Genomic DNA, 16,265 nt, shown 5'->3' with positions numbered 1-16,265 from the left:
TGGGATTGTTACTGGTTATGCAGGCAAAACCTAAGTCATGAAAAATTGCGGGACTCAAATGCCCACCATTTTTCAAGGCTTAGGTTTTTTGTGTGCCTAAATATGTAAAAAGCCCCCTTAGAACATGGAGGTGTCCATCATGAGTTATGAAAAACTGGCTAAAGAAATTGTGCACCTGGTAGGCGGCGAAAAAAATGTAGTATCGCTTGTACATTGCGCTACGCGCCTGCGTTTTGTGCTAAAAGATGAGGCGAAAGCAGATAAGGCAAAGCTGGAGAAAACCGATGGAATTATTACGGTCAAGCAAAACGGTGGTCAGTTCCAGGTTGTGGTCGGCAATAAAGTACCAGAAGTATATAATGCCATCGGCCAAGTATCCAATATTTTGAATGAAACTGGAAAAGAAGAGAATTCAGCTAAAGGAAAGAGAGGGTTTGGCGCTGTAATCGACGTGATTTCCAGTATTTTCGCACCGTTGCTCGGGGTGATGGCGGGGTCCGGTATCTTGAAAGGTCTGCTGCTGATTGCGAGCAACCTCGGCTGGCTGGTTCCGAAAGACACGACTTATATGATTTTGTATGCTGCGGCTGACAGCTTGTTTTATTTCCTCCCGCTCTTGTTAGCGGTTACAACTGCACGGAAATTCGGAGGTAATATCTTCGTTGCTTTGACCATTGCCGGAGGGCTGCTGTACCCGACGATTGTTACGCTGAAAACAGAAGGTACCGCAACCGACTTTTTCGGTATTCCTATTGTGATGATGAGTTATTCATCGACCGTTATTCCAATTATTTTAGCCGTTATTGTCATGAGTAAGCTGGAAAAATGGTGCAATCGACTGATCCATGAGAGCGTCAAAAACTTTATTACACCTTTGATTCTACTTGTAATTATGCTTCCTCTGACCCTGATGGTTTTTGGTCCAGTTGGGGTGTATGTGGGCAACGCAATCGCTACCGCGCTCGTTGCTGCGTTCAGCTTTAGTCCGCTGCTGGCTGGAGCAATTCTTGGTGCTTGCTGGCAGTTGCTCGTTATTTTCGGTGTTCACTGGGGTCTTGTACCTGTATTTATTAATAACATTGCTGTTAACGGCAGAGACGGTATTAAGCCTTCTGCTGCGGCTTCCATCTTTGCTCAAACCGGCGCAGCGTTTGGTGTCATGCTGAAAACGAAAAATAAAAAGCTGAAAACGCTAGCAGGTTCTGCTACACTTACTGCGTTGTTCGGAATCACAGAGCCAGCGGTCTATGGGGTTACGCTGCCGCTGAAGCGCCCGTTTATTGCCGGTGTTATCGGCGGTGCTGTTGGTGGTGCCATTATTGGCCAAGCTGGGACGCAAGCATTTGCCTCTGGCGCACCTGGCTTGCTGACCTTGCCGATCTTTTACGGTCCTGGTGGACAAGGCTTCCCGGGATTGATTTTAGGGATTACCGTTTCATTTTTGGTTTCAGCTATCTTGACTTATATTTTAGGCTTCGAAGATCCAGTTGAAGAGGAAGAAACCACTAACAATTCGACTAAAGAGTCGACTTCTACAGTTGCAGTTTCTAATGAAGAGGTACTAAGCCCGATTGAAGGAACTGTGGTTGCCCTGTCGGAGGTTCCCGATCCTGCGTTTGCTTCAGAAGCTATGGGTAAAGGTATCGCCATCCAGCCGACAACAGGCAGAGTCGTAGCCCCGTTCGATGGAACCATTACGGTGGCGTTCAAGAAAAAGCATGCGTTGGCAGTGGTTTCGCATCAGGGCGCAGAAGTTCTAATTCACGTCGGAGTAGATACGGTTAAGCTGGACGGTAAACATTTTACTTCCTATATTAAAGAAGGCGATCAAGTTAAAGCGGGAGATCTGCTGCTCGAATTTGATGTTGAGCAAATCAAAGCAGAGGGTTATCCTACGATTACGCCGGTTATCATCACAAATTCTTCTGAATATACGGAAATTCTCCCAATCTCTCAAGGGCAGGTAGCTGAGCAGGCACCGCTGTTGAAACTATCTAGTGCTCCAAATGTGCAAGAAGATATCGCCTGAATTTCTTAAAGACCAAGCTCTGACGATCCACTTTTTTGGGTCCTCAGAGCTTTTTTGTCGTCCTTTCTGGTAGCAGATAAGTCGATTTGTAATTGACAATATGTCAATTAAATTAGCTTGTACGGTTGTAAAAACTAATCTATAATTTCTTGTAAATATGAAGAATTTTCTGAAAACATTAACTGAATATGAATTGATGGATCAGGGGGAAATGCAAGGAATGTTAGAGAAGTGGGCAGAGGCAGTAAATGGCGTCATTTGGAGCAATCCTGTGGTATATGTCTGTTTGAGCGTGGGGCTATTATTTTCAATTATGACTCGATTTCTGCAAATCAGACATTTCAAAGAGATGATTCGCCTTGTCTTTAAAGGGAAAAGTTCTGATGCAGGTGTATCCTCATTTCAGGCCTTTACGATGGCGTTATCAGGACGTGTAGGAACGGGGAATATTGCGGGGATTGCACTGGCAGTCGGTATGGGGGGACCCGGGGCAATATTTTGGATGTGGGTCATGGCTTTTATCGGATCGGCCACTGCGTTTGTTGAATCTACACTGGCTCAGATCTATAAGGTAAAGCGTGATGGTCAGTATCGAGGCGGCCCGGCCTTTTATATTGAAAAAGGGACAGGCTTAAAATGGTTTGCGGTTATTTTCGCAGTTGTAGCGTTGGTCGCTATGTGTTTACTGTTGCCGGGAACTCAATCGAATTCGATTGCGGTAGCTTTTCATAGTTCGTTTGGTATGGATATGAAGGTATCCGGGATAGTAGTTGTCGTGTTGCTGGCGCTTATCATATTTGGTGGTGTAAAAAGAATTGCCAATGTGGCACAGGTAGTCATACCCTTCATGGCACTTGGCTACATCCTTGTCTCTTTCTATATTATGATGACGAACATTACTGCGCTTCCCGATGTATTTGCCCTTATTTTTCGCAGTGCCTTCGGTATCGATTCAGTGTTCGGTGGTATAGCAGGGACAGCCATTGCCTGGGGGGTAAAACGAGGCATTTATTCGAATGAAGCAGGACAAGGCTCTGGTGCCCATCCAGCCGCCGCCGCAGAAGTGTCTCATCCGGCAAAGCAAGGACTGGTTCAAGCATTTTCTGTATATGTAGATACCTTTTTAGTCTGTACGTCTACGGCTTTCATGGTCTTGTTTACAGGGATGTACAATGTGAAGGGACCAGGTGGGGGCTATATTGTGCAGCATCTTCCGGGTGTTGAAGAAGGAACTCAATATACACAGGCTGCCATCGAATCGGTATTTCCGGGTTTTGGGTCGAGTCTTTTGTCCATTACATTGTTCTTTTTCGCCTTTACCACCATTATCGCCTATTATTATATCGCTGAAACGAATATGGCCTACCTGATTGCCGATCGTAAAGCCAAATGGCCTATGTTCCTGTTAAAGCTGGTTATTCTGGGTTCGACGTTCTATGGAACGGTTGTCAAGGAATCTGCGTTGGCGTGGACACTGGGGGATATAGGGGTCGGTATTATGATGTGGGTGAATCTGATTGCTATGATCCTCCTGGCCAAGCCTGCGCTTCTGGTGCTTAAGGATTACGAACGGCAACGGAGGCAAGGGATAGACCCGGTATTTGATCCGAAGAAGGCAGGGATTTCAAATGCAGATTACTGGTCACACTAAAATCAAAGGTGGCTCCGCGCGGAGTCATCTTTTTTTCGTTATCTTGCCTTTACATTCCAAGAGGGGTACATATGTTCACTAATTAGTTTATAATTTGGATATGAGGAAGGGTGCATTGCCCAAGAGAGGGGATTAACATGAGCACATCCGATTTATCCATAACAGACGACAGGTGGAGAGCTATTGTAGAAAACGACAAGTCTTATGACGGCGTATTTTTGTACGCTGTGAAAACAACAAGAATATTCTGTCGCCCCTCCTGCAAATCCCGACCTCCTAAAAGAGAGAACATCCGTATATTTACATCAGCAGAGCAGGCTCTGGCTGCGCAATTTCGTCCATGCAAAAGATGTAAACCGACAGGACAACGGTTGCCTGATCATGACTGGATCGCAGGAGTTGCGGAATACGTAAGTTCGAACTATATGAAGGACCTAACATTGCACATTTTGGCAGAGATAAGTCATGGAAGTCCGTATCATTTACATCGTACCTTCAAGCGAATCATGCATGTCACTCCGATGGAATATATACAGCGTACTAGACTGGAACAAGCGAAGAAGCTGCTCACCTGCTCACATCAATCTGTGGCAGAAGTCGGGGAGAACGTAGGTCTGTCCAATACCCCTTACTTTATTACGTTGTTTAAAAAGAATACAGGCTACACCCCGTTCCAGTATCGTCAACTCAAATCAAAAGTAACTCAAAATGGAGGTACACAGCATGGTATATCCAATGAATAAAACGATCTATTGGTCATTATTGGCACATGAGGATTGGAATTTATATATGGCAGCCACATCGGAAGGATTATGTTATGTTGGCTCACTCAATCAACCTGTAGAGGAATTGATGGCATGGGCAGGAAGTCGATTTCCCGGCAGTCTTCTCGTTGAAGAGGATACCGTTTTACAGCCCTATGCGAAGGAGCTGATTGAATATTTCCAAGGAGAGCGTATACATTTTACATTGCCTGTTGACTTTCATGGGACTGCATTCCAAATGGCTGTATGGAACGCGCTGTATAATATCCCGTATGGGGAAACACAATCTTATTCAGACATTGCCAATGCGATTCACAAGCCGTCCTCTGTTCGTGCGGTAGGTGCTGCCATCGGCGCTAATCCGATTTTGGTCACGATCCCTTGTCACCGGGTCATTGGTAAGAATGGAGCTTTGACCGGGTATCGTGGGGGTCTGGACATGAAGGTGAAGCTGTTGCAGCTAGAAAAAAATCGTACACGACAGTCAGTTCGTTTGTAGTCTGGGAGGTTAGGTATGAAAAATGAATATTATAAATCCCCCAAGACTCTTTTGAATAAAGGGACCGGCTTCTTGTCAGGCTATACGCACTCGTTGAACCCGTATACCGGCTGCACCTTTGGTTGCTCGTATTGCTATGTACGCCAATTGCCAGTCTCTACGTTTCGTAAGGAAGCTTGGGGGACATGGGTTGATATTAAAAAACAGGCAGCAGATATTCTTCGCAAGGAGCTTCGTAGGGCCAACTCCAAAGGAAAAGTCACGATTTTTATGTCGTCAAGCACGGATCCTTATCAGCCGGCCGAGTACAAGGAAGAGGTGACCCGATCTCTGCTGGAAGTGATGGTGGAAGATCCGCCGGATTTTCTGTTTGTTCAGACACGGAGTCCGCTTGTTCGACGAGATACTGACGTATTGCTTCAATTAAAGGAACGTGTGCGCGTGAGTATCACGATAGAAACAGACCGCGAGGATATACGAAAACATTTCACCCCGGAAGCTCCTCCCATCCAGGCTCGTCTCCAAACGCTGCAACTTTTAAAAGAGGCAGGTGTACCGACGCAAGCTACCATTGCTCCGATGCTGCCAAGCAGTGAGCATTTTGCAGACAAGCTCGTGCCTCTGGTTAACCGTGTCTGTATTGATGATTATTTTATGGGAGACGGCAGCGGGGGAAGGCGGACACGCAGCTTGAACATTGGTGCGCTGTACGAGTCATTGGGGCTGGAACAATGGTATCACCCTGCCGCCTATAAGGCGGTTTATGAGCGTTTTCTTCATGTTTTTCCTGAAGAACAGCTCTATGTGAGCAAAGAAGGCTTTGAACCCTGATAGAAAACAACCTATGCCATTATATGAAAAGTGAATGATACAAGGGGGGGCGGGAAAAGAAGTGGGAACGGTAATGACCAAAAACTTTGACTATGGGGAAAAGGAAATTAATTACTTGAAAACAGCAGATACCGTACTAGGTACCGCTATAACACAAATAGGCAAGGTGGAACGGGTAATCATTCCCGACCTGTTTGCAGCGCTTGTTCATGCCATTGTGGGACAGCTTATTTCGGCGAAGGCGGTTCAGACCATATGGGCAAGGATGCAGGAGAAACTAGGCGCGATTACTCCACAGAATTTAGCTGTGCAGACGGTTCAGGATATTCAAAGCTGCGGCATCACCATGAAAAAAGCTGCATGTATCCTGAATATAGCCCAAACGATCGAGCAGGGATTGTTGGATTTACAGGAATTGTATGAGCTTTCCGATCCACAGGTGATCCAGAAATTATCCTCGCTGCAAGGGATAGGCCCTTGGACAGCTGAGATGATGCTGATTAATTGCCTGGAACGTCCGGACGTCGTCAGCTGGGGCGATATGGCTATTCGGCGGGGAATGATGAAGTTGTACCATTTAGATACACTGACCAAGCAGCAATTTGAGGAGTATCGCCAAGTGTATTCGCCTTATGGTTCAGTGGCCTCCATTTATTTGTGGAGTATTTCATTTCGTTAGTAAACAGGGAGTGGGAAATATGGAGAAGACCATCAGAGAACAGATACTGTCCCATGTAGATACAGATTTTCAGAAATTCACGGCTGCATTGCTTCCGACGATTAATAATGTGCTGGGTGTACGTCTGCCCGTGCTGCGTAAGCTGGCTCAAAATATTGCCAAAGGAGATTGGCGTCTCTATCTGGACACCGCTGAAAGCGAACACTTTGAAGAAGTGATGCTGCAAGGTATGGTGATTGGCTCTGTAAAAACAGATATAGAGGAAGTTTTAAGTTATACCGCCAAGTTTGTCCCTAAAATTGATAATTGGTCCGTATGTGATAGTTTCTGTGCCGGATTGAAAATCACTAAACAACATAAAGAAAGAGTATGGGAGTTTATTCAGCCCTATCTGTTCTCCAAGAAAGAATATGAGATTCGGTTTGGTGTGGTGATGCTGCTGAATTTTTATGTTGAGGAACAGTATATTAACCGGGTGCTTACTTTGCTAGATCAGACTCATCGTGAACATTATTATGTACAAATGGCGGTAGCCTGGGCGATATCTATCTGTTATATCAAGCTGCCAGAGGTAACGATGATGTATTTAAGTCATAACACATTGGATGATTTTACTTTCAACAAGGCTCTGCAAAAAATCACAGAATCATATCGGGTGGATCAGGCCACAAAAACGACCATTCGTAGTATGAAGCGAAAAAGAAAATAGGATGGGGCTCCATCAGTCAGGTGCGTACTTTGCTTTTTTTGGAATCTAATAATAAAATGGAAGTAACTTTCGAAAAGGAGATGACGTGAATTGGCAGAGCAAGTGCGTCTTGGCAAAACAAATCTGTATGTAAGACCCATCGGATTGGGTGCGAATAAGGTAGGAGGTCATAATCTTTTTTCCGGTTTGAACAATGAAACGGGTAAAGAAGTCGTTCGCACAGCTTTGGATAACGGCATCAATTTTTTGGATACGGCTTTTATTTATGGACCTGAGCACTCAGAGCGGTTGATCGGTGAGGTGCTAAAGGAACGCGGCCAACGTGATGAAGCGGTTATTGCGACCAAGGGAGCACATAAATTTGTGAACGGAGAGGTTGTTTTTGACAACTCGCCTGCTTTTTTGCGTGAATCCGTCGAATCCAGTCTGAAAAGATTACAGACAGATTATATTGATCTGTTCTATATCCATTTCCCGGATGAAGCTACGCCGAAGGCAGAAGCAGTCGGAGAACTGAAGAAGCTCAAGGATGAAGGCAAAATTAGAGCTATTGGTGTGTCTAACTTTTCCATTGAACAACTTAAGGATGCGAATAGTGACGGCTATGTAGATGTGCTTCAATCCCATTATAATTTGTTGCAACGGGAAGCTGAGAAGGATCTGCTGCCTTATACCAAGGAAAATGGCATTTCGTTTGTGCCCTATTTCCCGCTAGCTTCGGGATTGCTAGGTGGTAAGTATACGAAAGACATGACCTTCACGGACATCAGAGCGAAAGATCCATTGTTCCAGGGAGAAGCTTTTGCTCGTAATTTGGACAAAGTAGAGCAGGTACGTGAGATTGCCAATGCGTTGAATGCAGAGGTTGCTCATGTGGTGCTCGCTTGGTATTTGACCCGCGATTCGATCGATGCCCTCATTCCAGGTGCAAAGGGACCAGAGCAGGTTCTGGCGAATCTGAAAACGTTGGAGGTTCAACTGAGTCAGGCTGATATCGAAAAGATTGATCGCATTTTCCAATCATGAGTGTGAGTTAGATCGCAGTTGAAATAATATATGTTTCCCCCATGAGGAGCTGCCGGACGGGCGGCTTCTTTTTCGTTTATGTGTGGCATATCCTTCTAAAGTAAGCTCATCGCTGCGGGGGGATCAGAATGAATAGAAAACCGCAATGGTACAGCAGACCGGGCAGGAGACGACTCGGTAGCGGCAGGCACAGGATGTGGCTCATTGTGGTGTTGGCGCTGCTGGTAGGAATTGTACAGATGGCTGCCTATGTGGAACAGCATTTGAAGCCGCCCATGATGCACCTGGCCAAAGTGCGGGTCAAACAAATGGCGACAGAGGCTATTAATTCAGCCATTACTGCACAAGTAGAGCAGGGGAAGACTGCTGATAACCTCATTGAATGGAGAACGGATACACAAGGGAGAACCTCTGGATTTGTTCTAAATTATGCGGAGCATATGAGAATTACGTCAGACACGCTCAAAGCAGTCAAGGCAACGATGGATAGTATGAGCCATTTTGATGAGAGTGTTCCGATTGGGCAGGCATTGGGAAGTCCGCTACTGGCAGCTTATGGACCCAAGGTTCCCCTAAAGGTGGAGCCACATGGAGCAATCAAGGTGGATTTAAATACACGTCAGCAGGACGCGGGCATCAATATGATCTTGGTGGAAGTGTACATTCGAATTACGACAGAAGTGTCTGTGGTTATACCGTTTGAGATGCAACCTCAGATTGTGGAGACGGAAATTCCGCTTTCTTATTTGCTGGTGGTGGGCAACGTCCCGATGTACTATTATGACAATCAGGGTAAGCCTGTCGGCAAAAATGGAGGAACCGCACCACAGTTGGCATTGCCTTCTCATTCTATAGAGAGCAGCGGCGCTGTAGATTCCAGTATGGAAAGTGGTCCAGAGATACAGGAAGCCCCCAACTCCCTTAATCAATCCTCAACGCCATAAAGAAGAGGGGGTAACAGGAAAAACCAAAGTGTCCTACGAGGAGGCCCCTTTGGTTTTTCCTGATTTGAGTGCTTTACGTTCGTTCTGCTCCCACTGTCTTAATAACGGATATGGATCAAAGGACCAATCTGTCCAGCCATTGTCCCGGTATATACCATAATGCAGATGCGGTGGAAACTTGCCTTGGGTACCCGGTTTTCCATAGCCCGAGCTTCCTACCCAGCCAACCGTCTGACCCGGCGTAACGATATCTCCGTTATGAACGTTTTTATCAAAGCCGGAAAGGTGTGCATAGTAGTGATAGCGGTTGTTGAGATCACGAATCCCGATTCGCCAGCCTCCGAAGGGATTCCAGCCCTTTATTTCAACAACACCATAGCAAGTGCTGCGAACCGGAACTCCATAGCCAGCAAACAAATCAGTGCCCTCATGTATACGGTAACCGCCCCAACTGCGACGGCTTCCCCAAGTGCTGCGGTAGCTATAAATGCTGCTTAGAGGGAGCGGAAAAGCTTGTCTGACCAAATCAAGCTTGCCATACGTCTGATACAGCTTGGCAAACTGCTGAACTCTTTGAACCGCGCGGCTGTTATGGTAATATTCCCACACGGCAATACCAAATTCATCCTCGCTATTTCCATATTTACCGAGATAAGAAGCAATGCTGAACAGCAAATCCTTGTCATTATTGCGATCGGCGATTCCATCGCCTGAGCCGTCCTGTCCCAGCCCGGAAAATAGTTCAATGGAATGCGGATTTTGGTCCTCTGAATCAGGGTTCAACAGACCGGACCATACCGGACCCGTTACAAAAATACCTATGATCCGCTCTGCATGCTTGCGGTCTTTGGGATGAGCCACTGTAAGTGTGCGTTCATACTGGTCGATGGCAGCCAATCTATACCAAGGGATTCCCGTCAGGGCTTCGATGGATTGATATAAAGCAAGTCTGGACGTATATATTGAAGACGAAGCATGTGAAGCATCCCGATTCGTTGCTGTCAGGTTATTTCCGGCTGACGAGGACCTTGTATGCTCGGCAAAGGCATGAGCAGGAAGCGGACAGGCCGTTGTCAGGGTAGCTGCACATAATAGCAGCGATAACAGACGAACAGCGCGGACTGCCTGCGTAGGGTAAGGCACGTAAACCAACCTCCTCTAACAGGGTTTAACCGCCCGGCAAAATTTTTGACCCGTGTTCAATAGGGTAAATAGGGCGCTTTTGCTTAGATTGAGCCATCTCGGTCGCTTTTATCCATCTCAAGCGTTTACTTTTTTCGGCATCAATGTCATATCAAAAAGGGAACAATGAATGGAGGTTTTTCCATGGCTTTCATGCTATAATGTATGGCAATGACAGCTTAAGCTTATCAGAAAGAAGGTCTATTCATTGTCTAAAAAAGTGAAGGAAGCAAAGCCCGATTGGATTCGTATTAAACTTACGACAGGCGATAACTATCAGGAAATCAAGAGCATGATGCGTTCCAAGACATTACATACCGTATGTGAGGAGGCACGGTGCCCTAATATATATGAATGCTGGGCCAACAGGACAGCTACATTTATGATTTTGGGTGATATTTGTACGCGTGCGTGTCGTTTTTGCGCAGTAAATACGGGAATGCCTACGGAACTGGACTTGCAGGAGCCTGAACGCGTTGCGGAAGCGGCTGAGAACATGAATTTAAAACACTGTGTCGTAACCAGTGTGGCCCGCGATGATTTGAAAGACGGGGGCGCTACCATATTTGCAGAAACGGTTCGTGCGATTCGCCGCCGATTGCCTTTTTGCAGTGTAGAAGTATTGATTCCCGACTTTATGGGCGACCTTGAGTCGCTGCGAATCGTCATGGATGCCAAGCCAGATATTTTGAATCATAATATTGAAACGGTGGAGCGCATGTCCGACAAGGTTCGGGCTAAAGCAAAATACCACCGCTCTCTTGAACTGCTTCAACGTGCAAAGCAATTAAATCCGGCTATTCCAACGAAATCAAGCATCATGTTAGGTGTCGGAGAAGAGTGGGATGAAATCTTGCAAACCATGGATGATCTGCGCAAAGTCGATTGTGACATTATGACAATTGGTCAATACTTGCAGCCGTCCGAGAAACATTTATTTGTGCAAAAATATTATCCACCGGAAGATTTTGCGAAGTTAAAGGAAGAGGGATTACAACGAGGATTCAGCCACGTCGAATCCGGTCCAATGGTCCGCAGCTCCTACCAAGCGCATGAGCAGGTGAAGTCGGCCGCTCAGCATAAGGAAGAAAGCGCCCTTTCGCAGGCTTGATCCGGGAAAGGCGGTTAGAATAGCTTGTTTCAAATCGGTGGTAAAAACTATGAAGTGTTGCAGGATCACAAGAACGGGTGGAATCCCGAAGCCTTTCGTGATCGATATAGTGAAGTGTTGGATCGCTATGATTATATTATTGGCGACTGGGGATACAATCAGCTGCGCTTGAAGGGGTTTTATCGAGAAGGGCATCCTAAAGCCAATAAGGATACATCCATTGTGGTATTGGACGATTACATTAATGAATACTGTAATTTTGGTTGTGCCTATTTTGTGCTGCAAAAAAGCCGTGAAGTGGAAAATAAGAACGGTACCACTGATGACTTCGTTCCTCCTGATATCCAGCAGTTGGTAGATGCTCAAAGGGAACAAGCGTCAGAAGCCGAAGAGCGCCAAGAAGTACGGCAACCGACGACAGCTGGACAAACGGAATGGCCGCATCCGCAGCAGGATTCCACAGCTACAGAGGAGTCACGAGTCGAACGGCCTATAGAAGCCCGCGAATCACGCGAGCTGCAACGCAGGGAACCGAAGGATGCTCAGGAAGTACGTGAACGGCAGCCGCATGAAGCTCGTGACAGTCGTCCATCCAGAGAAGGACGTGAAGGCAACCGGCAGCGTGAAGCACGTGATTCGCGCCAGTCAAAGGAACCGCGCGAAGCAAAGGATGGGCGAAGTTCGGGGGAAGGGCAGCAAGCCCGAGAACCACGGAGGCAGCGTAATTCACAAGGGAATTTCGATAAAAGGGAATCGCGTGGGCCACGCTATGAGCGCCAACCAAAGGAAAATCGGGAGGGACGGCAAGTTCGTGTCTCGCGTGAGCCTGAGGGTCAGCGTCAGACGCAAACAACAGCCAAAGCCGACAGAACTGAAGGTAGCAAAAAAAATAAAACATTCCCATCTCCACAGCAAAACGGTTCCTGAATTTTCAGGAGCCGTTTTCTTTATAAGTTTCTCTCAAGCCGCCGATTGTTTATGACCAACTTTTTGCATGTTTTAAAGTGAGGCTAATGTCCTCTCCCGATGAATTAAAAAAAGAGCCAAGGATTGGCTCTTTTACAGGCTCTAATTGAGAAAAGCGTTGCGTACCCGATCCCAAAAGGGGAAAGGACGGTAACGGGCGAAGCTGATTTTCTGGCTTGCTACCTGACATCGAACAGAGATTAAGTCATCCACAGGAAAGTTCAGGTGATCTACTGTCAGTAAAAGCCGCTGATCTTTCCGTGAAAAAATATCACAATGATGATGTTTTGGCAGTAGCAGTGGTGATCCTAATGTCCGATATACACGGTTATTAATGGAAGCGATCTCAGTCAATTGCAATGCTTCGATGGTAGGGTGAACCATAGCACCGCCAAGTGCTTTGTTATAGGCGGTCGTTCCTGAAGGGGTAGAAACACATATACCATCACCACGGAACATTTCAAAGGTGATATCGTTAATATCTACTTGGGCAACGACCGTGCCATCTACCCCTTTTAACGTAAACTCATTCAAAGCAATATAAGAAGCATTGCCCGACTTCTTGTGAATTTCCAACTCAATCAGTGGATACTTAACGATTCTCGGGTTAAGCGGTCCCTCAGACCCGCTTTGGCTCATCAGGTCGATTAGCTCTTCCAGCTCGTCCGCACGCCAATCGGCGTAAAAGCCCAGATGACCGGTATGTACACCAACAAAGGCAATATCCGGAATGCGGTCAATGAAGGTATGAAACGCATGAAGCATCGTACCATCGCCTCCAATAGACACGACGATTTCCGGCGATTCGGCATCCAGCTTGAAATTCTTTTCTTGGGCAAGACGGTGAAATTGCTGACTCAAGTCCATGGAGTGCTGATCCCCGCGATCCAGAACATAATATCTCAAGATGAAAAGCTCCTTTGTCATGGGTATATACCGATCATAATCAATTATGAGCAAGAACACAATCGTTCATTGCCGGTGCGTTCCTTTCCATCGTATGAATAAGCGACTTGTACCCACGCTTAACCAGGAGAGAGCCAGCATTCCCGCCAGTATACAGGCAAGAAACAGTAGACTTTGCAGCAGTATGGCGGACGAGAAGCCAGGGGACCATGTGATATCGTGTATCGGAGAAAAAACAGGGGAGCTTCCCTGTCCCATTAATGGACGCCATAACACGAGAGCCAGCAGTGCGGAGATGACCCCGTGAGCAGCCCTGGCCAGTAAAAATGGCATGTAGCGGAGGTTCGTCATATTTAAAATGCTTGCAACCTGTGCATGAACCGATAGCCCGCCCCACGATAGAACAAATGCGGCTGCGGCTACCTTGAACGGTAAAGCCGCTGCTGCGGCTTCACCGGCAGCTTGCGCACCTAAAGTGACTTCAAAAATACCACCAACGATGGACTCTGTTAATGCAGGAGGAAGGCCACATGTAGTCAGTAGGCTTGCCGTAAGCAGATGAAGCCCGCTCATTAAGCCAGAGTTCGTCAAGGCTTCTAAAATAACGCAGAAGAATACAACCAGCCCTCCTACGACAATAATAAGGCGTAGGGACGAAGCAATCGCCTGACGAAGCAACTCACCCAATGGACGGCCATCTTCCAAACGTGCTGTATGCATGGCAGATAACGCTTGGCGAAGTGGTCCCGGCTGCTTATTACGAACCGCTGTTATTGTGTTATCAGACTTTGACCAGGTCTTCTGGGAGGTGTGAGAGCGTTCGCTGCGAGTATCGGATTTATCTGAACGGGAACCGTGGAAGCGCATGAGCAATCCAATGATGAGTACGCCACCGTAATGAGCTGCTCCGAGGACGAGTGCAATTTCAGGTTTATGGAAGAAACCGACAGAAACTGCACCGATCAAAAATATCGGATCAGAGGAGGTCGTAAACGCGACCAAGCGTTCTCCTTCAATGCGTGTAATCCATTTTTGCTCCCATAGCTTAGCGGTTAATTTGGCTCCAATCGGGTAACCGGATGCACAGCTGACTGCAGCGACAAAACCTCCGCAGCCAGGTACACGGAATAGGGGCTGCATCAGCGGGTCCAGTAGCGCACCTATGAAATGAACAATTCCGAAACCGAGAAGAAGCTCGGAGATAACAAAAAACGGGAATAAAGACGGGAACAGCACATCCCACCAGATGGCAAGACCGCGAAGCCCTGCATTCAAAGAAGATTGCGGATATGCGGCCATCAGTATGAATAGGAATAACAGTATAAGGATGAGCAAAGGAAGCGAGTAACGGCGGTACAGCGACATAGAGGCCCCTCCTTTGGAGTTGTACTATTATACCTATGTCGAGGATGGACAAAGAGTACAAGAAAAGTAAAGAAAACGATTACATGGAATGCTGTTTTTTTGTAAAGAGTATGTTAAAATAAAAAAACAACGATTCCATAACCTTAAGGATGGAGTGATCAGGATGAGTATCGTTGCCGGTCTGTTTGTATGTGCTTTTGTGTATGTCATTCGTGCCTCTCTCGTCCATCCCGGTGAAGAGGATTGGCGGAGTTATTAGTGGGTATTCATGGAATAACAAAGCTATGTGTAGTGAGGCAAGTCTCTTCATATGTTAAATTGATAAAATGACGCTTATTTTTAGCGTCATTTTTTGTTTTTTGTTATAATACAAGTGTATATTTATTGCCATAGCACAGAAAGTTGGAGGAAAAGTGAATCCTAGCCTGAGCATTTATGACAACCTTGGGGGTGCGGAAGGTATTCGTGCTATTATTGAGGCCTTCTACCCGAGAGTTTATAAAAATCCGTTGTTAAGTCCCCTGTTTCCTAAAGACATGGAGCCGGTCAAGGAAAAGCAGTTTATGTTCCTGAGCCAGTTTTTTGGAGGGCCGTCCCTCTTTTCTGATGCATATGGTCATCCGATGTTACGTGCCAGACATATGAAGTTTCCCGTGACAGAGGAGCGAGCAGAGGCATGGTTGTCTTGTATGGCAGATGCGTTAACGGATACGGGAATTGAAGAGCCGCTTCGTTCAATCATACTTAGTCGTTTGTCCGGTCCTGCGCATCATTTTGTAAATACCCCGTAAGCTTTCGGGGATTGCCGAATTTTGGAGAGGGTTGTAAAAACATTGGAACTTGAACCGTTATATCAGATCAAAATCGTCTGCCCGCAGTGCGAACAAGAATTTCAGACATCCCGTGTCAGACCAAGCCTAAAGAAGGCCATTCGTACTGATTCAGATTTTTGTGCTTATTATAAGAACGAAAATCCGGATTTTTATGTCGTGCGGGTCTGTCCTCATTGTGGATTTACCTCGACAGAACACTCTACCGCTCAGTTAAGCGATCAGCAAACCAAGCTATTTAAGGATAAAATTGGTAACCGCTGGCAGCCTCGCGAATATAGCGGGCATCGTAGCTGGGAAGAGGCGTTAGAAACGTACAAATTGGGTTTACTTTGTGCGCAGGTCATCGGAGAAAAGGAACGCGTAGTAGCCAGTCTATTGCAGCATATTGCATGGATGTACAGATACCAGGGAAATGAGGAGCAGGAGCTTCGCTTTCTCAAATTTAGTTTGGATTCCTACGTTCGAGTCTATGAGCTGGAGGGCGTCGGCGCGAATAATGCCAAACTGCTTTATCTGATTGGTGAACTGCATCGACGTACAGGCGATTTTAATGAAGCAGTACGCTGGTTTTCGCGTGTCATTAATGACAAGAAAATTATGGATGCGGCGATGATAAGAGCTTCCCGTGAACAGTGGACCGTACTGCGTGAACAAATGCTGGCAAAGAATTACCAGCTACCTGAGGAAATGCAAAACGCAAGCTCCTCTTGAAGAAATAAAGGTGTGTACTATGACCGGTCCCGGTTCATGGTTCACACCTTGTTTGTAAA

The 16,265-nt window shown here is 46.4% G+C and carries 16 protein-coding genes; 13 read left to right on the top strand and 3 right to left on the bottom strand.

Annotation, left to right across the window (positions count from 1 at the left end):
- Window positions 1–139 precede the first annotated feature (139 nt).
- The 9 genes from FKV70_RS16200 to yunB all read left to right on the top strand — a co-directional run bounded on the left by FKV70_RS16200 (window position 140) and on the right by yunB (window position 9,132).
- Entirely contained in the window at window positions 140–2,029 is a 1,890-nt protein-coding gene (locus FKV70_RS16200; RefSeq protein ID WP_142613486.1) for a beta-glucoside-specific PTS transporter subunit IIABC, read from the top strand.
- 220 nt (window positions 2,030–2,249) lie between these two features.
- Window positions 2,250–3,680 carry an alanine/glycine:cation symporter family protein gene (locus FKV70_RS16195; protein WP_142613485.1) on the top strand — a complete coding sequence of 477 codons (1,431 nt, stop codon included), beginning with the start codon at window positions 2,250–2,252 and terminating at the stop codon, window positions 3,678–3,680.
- A 137-nt stretch (window positions 3,681–3,817) separates the two neighbouring features.
- A complete protein-coding gene (locus FKV70_RS16190) occupies window positions 3,818–4,423 on the top strand; it encodes a bifunctional transcriptional activator/DNA repair enzyme AdaA (protein WP_142613484.1) in 606 nt (201 codons plus the stop codon).
- The gene (locus FKV70_RS16185) at window positions 4,404–4,943 is read left to right on the top strand and encodes a methylated-DNA--[protein]-cysteine S-methyltransferase (protein ID WP_064798011.1); all 540 of its coding nucleotides are present in this window, start codon (window positions 4,404–4,406) and stop codon (window positions 4,941–4,943) included. The genes FKV70_RS16190 and FKV70_RS16185 overlap by 20 nt, the downstream gene beginning before the upstream one ends.
- A 15-nt stretch (window positions 4,944–4,958) precedes the next feature.
- Window positions 4,959–5,774 (top strand): SPL family radical SAM protein, encoded by an 816-nt coding sequence (locus tag FKV70_RS16180; RefSeq protein WP_142613483.1) that lies wholly within the window; start codon window positions 4,959–4,961, stop codon window positions 5,772–5,774.
- Between the two features lie 61 nt (window positions 5,775–5,835).
- Window positions 5,836–6,453, top strand: a complete 618-nt coding sequence (locus FKV70_RS16175) for a DNA-3-methyladenine glycosylase family protein (RefSeq protein ID WP_142613482.1) — start codon at window positions 5,836–5,838, stop codon at window positions 6,451–6,453.
- Between the two features lie 19 nt (window positions 6,454–6,472).
- On the top strand, window positions 6,473–7,162 hold the full coding sequence (locus FKV70_RS16170; protein WP_142613481.1) for a DNA alkylation repair protein: 690 nt from the start codon (window positions 6,473–6,475) through the stop codon (window positions 7,160–7,162).
- Between the two features lie 90 nt (window positions 7,163–7,252).
- Complete coding sequence (locus FKV70_RS16165) at window positions 7,253–8,188, top strand: aldo/keto reductase (protein WP_142613480.1); 936 nt, start codon at window positions 7,253–7,255, stop codon at window positions 8,186–8,188.
- Window positions 8,189–8,382: 194 nt separating this feature from the next.
- The gene (gene yunB / locus FKV70_RS16160) at window positions 8,383–9,132 is read left to right on the top strand and encodes a sporulation protein YunB (RefSeq protein ID WP_142613517.1); all 750 of its coding nucleotides are present in this window, start codon (window positions 8,383–8,385) and stop codon (window positions 9,130–9,132) included.
- 33 nt (window positions 9,133–9,165) lie between these two features.
- On the opposite strand, the gene FKV70_RS16155 is transcribed toward yunB, so the two are convergent.
- Window positions 9,166–10,275: a M23 family metallopeptidase gene (locus tag FKV70_RS16155; RefSeq protein ID WP_063209604.1), complete on the bottom strand. Its 1,110-nt coding sequence runs from the start codon at window positions 10,273–10,275 to the stop codon at window positions 9,166–9,168.
- Window positions 10,276–10,522: 247 nt separating this feature from the next.
- On the opposite strand from FKV70_RS16155, the gene lipA reads away from it, so the two are divergent.
- On the top strand, window positions 10,523–11,425 hold the full coding sequence (gene lipA / locus FKV70_RS16150) for a lipoyl synthase (RefSeq protein WP_063209602.1): 903 nt from the start codon (window positions 10,523–10,525) through the stop codon (window positions 11,423–11,425).
- Window positions 11,426–11,449: 24 nt separating this feature from the next.
- Window positions 11,450–12,352: a YutD family protein gene (locus FKV70_RS16145; protein WP_142613479.1), complete on the top strand. Its 903-nt coding sequence runs from the start codon at window positions 11,450–11,452 to the stop codon at window positions 12,350–12,352.
- A gap of 141 nt (window positions 12,353–12,493) precedes the next feature.
- Here the strand turns inward: FKV70_RS16145 and FKV70_RS16140 are convergent, their stop codons facing one another.
- Together FKV70_RS16140 and ylbJ are read right to left on the bottom strand one after the other, a co-directional pair.
- Complete coding sequence (locus tag FKV70_RS16140; RefSeq protein ID WP_063209597.1) at window positions 12,494–13,297, bottom strand: NAD kinase; 804 nt, start codon at window positions 13,295–13,297, stop codon at window positions 12,494–12,496.
- Between the two features lie 66 nt (window positions 13,298–13,363).
- Entirely contained in the window at window positions 13,364–14,662 is a 1,299-nt protein-coding gene (ylbJ, locus tag FKV70_RS16135; RefSeq protein ID WP_063209596.1) for a sporulation integral membrane protein YlbJ, read from the bottom strand.
- A gap of 413 nt (window positions 14,663–15,075) precedes the next feature.
- On the opposite strand from ylbJ, the gene FKV70_RS16130 reads away from it, so the two are divergent.
- Together FKV70_RS16130 and FKV70_RS16125 are read left to right on the top strand one after the other, a co-directional pair.
- The gene (locus FKV70_RS16130; RefSeq protein ID WP_063209594.1) at window positions 15,076–15,453 is read left to right on the top strand and encodes a globin domain-containing protein; all 378 of its coding nucleotides are present in this window, start codon (window positions 15,076–15,078) and stop codon (window positions 15,451–15,453) included.
- Between the two features lie 42 nt (window positions 15,454–15,495).
- On the top strand, window positions 15,496–16,206 hold the full coding sequence (locus FKV70_RS16125) for a DUF2225 domain-containing protein (protein WP_208738415.1): 711 nt from the start codon (window positions 15,496–15,498) through the stop codon (window positions 16,204–16,206).
- The last annotated feature ends 59 nt before the right edge of the window (window positions 16,207–16,265 follow it).

It is taken from the genome of Paenibacillus ottowii (genome assembly GCF_006874425.1).
Lineage (GTDB): Bacteria > Bacillota > Bacilli > Paenibacillales > Paenibacillaceae > Paenibacillus > Paenibacillus ottowii.
This window is presented reverse-complemented; position numbering and strand designations above follow the sequence as displayed.

Bases quoted from the DNA above. Each gene is read 5' to 3' on its own strand.
- ylbJ (WP_063209596.1), bottom strand. From the start codon at position 14,662: ATGTCGCTGTACCGCCGTTACTCGCTTCCTTTGCTCATCCTTATACTG.
- FKV70_RS16200 (WP_142613486.1), top strand. From the start codon at position 140: ATGAGTTATGAAAAACTGGCTAAAGAAATTGTGCACCTGGTAGGCGGC.
- FKV70_RS16190 (WP_142613484.1), top strand. From the start codon at position 3,818: ATGAGCACATCCGATTTATCCATAACAGACGACAGGTGGAGAGCTATT.
- FKV70_RS16185 (WP_064798011.1), top strand. From the start codon at position 4,404: ATGGTATATCCAATGAATAAAACGATCTATTGGTCATTATTGGCACAT.
- FKV70_RS16195 (WP_142613485.1), top strand. From the start codon at position 2,250: ATGTTAGAGAAGTGGGCAGAGGCAGTAAATGGCGTCATTTGGAGCAAT.
- FKV70_RS16170 (WP_142613481.1), top strand. From the start codon at position 6,473: ATGGAGAAGACCATCAGAGAACAGATACTGTCCCATGTAGATACAGAT.
- FKV70_RS16180 (WP_142613483.1), top strand. From the start codon at position 4,959: ATGAAAAATGAATATTATAAATCCCCCAAGACTCTTTTGAATAAAGGG.
- yunB (WP_142613517.1), top strand. From the start codon at position 8,383: ATGTGGCTCATTGTGGTGTTGGCGCTGCTGGTAGGAATTGTACAGATG.